The following is a 2,430-nucleotide window of genomic DNA, read 5'->3' as shown; positions in this document are numbered from 1 at the left end:
CTCTTCAGGGGTTCCTGCCTTACTTACATGGCATAAAGAATCCGGTTTGAATACCGATGACTTAAAATCTATTCAGCAAGTGGCGGCAGATTTAGAAAAGAAACCATTAGAAAAACAAACGTCTACTCCGCCTTTGCACAAATTACCGTTAGCAGCTTTACAAAAAATGATTTCAAAGGACGGTACAACGCTTGTACAGCCCATTTTCTTTAAAGAAAACGTTGAAACAGATGTACTAGAAAAAAATCTAGACAAGATTAAAAAACAAGTAAAAGAACAGGTTTCATATGATTCTTTTGCTACAGATATCGATGCAAAAGATAAGCTAAGCACGCGCGTTACCGGACCTGTAGGAATTCAAGTAGATGCAACCAGCTTATTTGAAGGAGCAGACGTTTCCTTACTAATCGCGACAGTTTTATTAGTCTTAATTTTACTTCTTGTCATTTATCGTTCCCCAATTTTAGCGATTATTCCTTTAATCGGTGTGGGTTTTGCCTATGGGGTTCTGAGTCCGATTCTCGGTATTTTGGCAGATAAAGAATGGATTACGGTTGACTCGCAGTCCATATCCATTATGACAGTCTTGTTATTTGGAGCAGGAACAGACTATTGTTTATTTTTAATTTCTCATTATCGTGATGAGCTTCGTAAAGTAAAAGATAAGAGACAAGCCCTTATCAATGCCTTTAAAGGTGCTTCAGGTGCTATAGCTATGAGTGGATTTACAGTTGTCATCTCTCTTCTGGCCTTGATTGTAGCAAAATACGGTGCTTACCACCGTTTTGCAATCCCTTTTAGCTTATCTATTCTAATTATGGGATTAGCAAGTTTAACACTTATTCCCGCCCTGCTTTCGGTTATGGGAAGAGGTTCTTTTTATCCTTTCGTCCCTCGTACTCCTGAAATGGAAGAAGAATTGGCGAAAAAGAAAGGAAAACCGGTGCGTGACCGAAAAGCGAAAAACCGTTTCGGGAATTGGATTGGTAATGTGGTTACGACGAAACCATGGACAATCATTGTAGCTTGTCTAGTCTTTTTTGGAGCTTCATCCATTTACTCTAGTCAAATCAAGTACACATATGATTTATTGTCTTCTTTCCCGGAAGATATGCCATCTCGTGAAGGTTTTACGATTATTTCTGATGCTTACTCTCCTGGTGAACTAGCACCAGCACAAGTAGTCCTTGATACGGAAGGAAAATCGGTTGACCTTGAAAAAGCATTAAAGAAAAATGACCTTATTAGTACTGTTTCTGCACCTCAAAGTGGTACAAATAATGAGGATCTAAAAGTATATGACGTTACGTTTAATGTGAATCCATATAGTATAGAAGCAATGAAAGCTATTCCAGACTTGAGAGATGCAGCTGAAAAGGCGCTGTCACAGTCCGGAGTTTCTGCAGTCAAATCCAAAGTATGGATCGGCGGTCAAACAGCAACACAGTATGACACAATGACCACGAGTGATAAAGACGACAGTATCATTGTCCCATTAATTATTATTTTTATATCGCTCCTGCTATTAGCTTACTTGCGTTCCATTGTAGCCATGCTTTACTTGGTTGGAACGGTTATCTTATCCTACAGTGCAGCCTTAGGATTAGGCTGGCTCATTATTCACAACATCATGGGGGCAGATGCTATCCAAGGAGCGATCCCTTTATACGCATTTGTATTTTTAGTGGCGCTTGGTGAGGATTATAATATCTTTATGATCTCAAGCATCTGGCAGAAAAAGAAGCATATGCCATTAAAGCAAGCAATTAAAGAAGGCGTAAGCGAAACAAGCGGTGTTATTACATCAGCTGGAATCATCTTAGCTGCTACCTTCGCGGTTCTAGCAACACTGCCTATTCAAGTTCTGGTTCAGTTTGGAATTATCACGGCTTTAGGTGTTCTGTTAGATACATTTATTGTGCGACCGTTCCTTGTACCTGCGATTACTACGGTTTTAGGAAGATTTGCTTTTTGGCCAGGTAAAGTTGAAATGGTATCAGAAAAAGAGCAGTAAATATTAAAACCAAGAAAAAAGCAAAGAGAATATTCTCTTTGCTTTTTCAGCAAACCCAGGTCATAACATAGGGTGATACTTCTTACTATTATTAGTGAGAAATACAAAGGTAAGAAGAACAATTCCTCAGCAGAAACATGTGGCTTTCTACACTTCTTTTAATACCAAGTTCATTTAAATTGTTAACCTTTACTTGCAATTCATAAAAGCAGCTATTCAGGATAAAGTATTACTTCAGACACGTATACTACTGGAGGTCGTAATTTGTTAATCAGTGAGATTGTTCAAAAACTAAATAATGGTGCTACTTATGCAGATATTGCTTCTTCCATTAAAATTAGTGAAGATATATTGAGAAATGATTTAAAAAACTTCGGATTTCACTATGATAATAAAGAAAAAAAGGTGTTATTTAC

The 2,430-nt window shown here is 37.8% G+C and carries 1 protein-coding gene; it reads left to right on the top strand.

The genetic code is table 11. From position 1 onward, the window contains the following. A partial coding sequence (locus AC1DRF_RS23290; protein WP_477741809.1) for an MMPL family transporter occupies positions 1-2,014 on the top strand: 2,014 nt, incomplete at its 5' end. Positions 2,015-2,430: the final 416 nt, after the last annotated feature.

It is taken from the genome of Priestia sp. P5_B4, assembly GCF_056400385.1.
The sequence above is the reverse complement of the archived record's forward strand: the minus strand, read 5'-3'. Positions and strand labels throughout refer to the sequence as shown.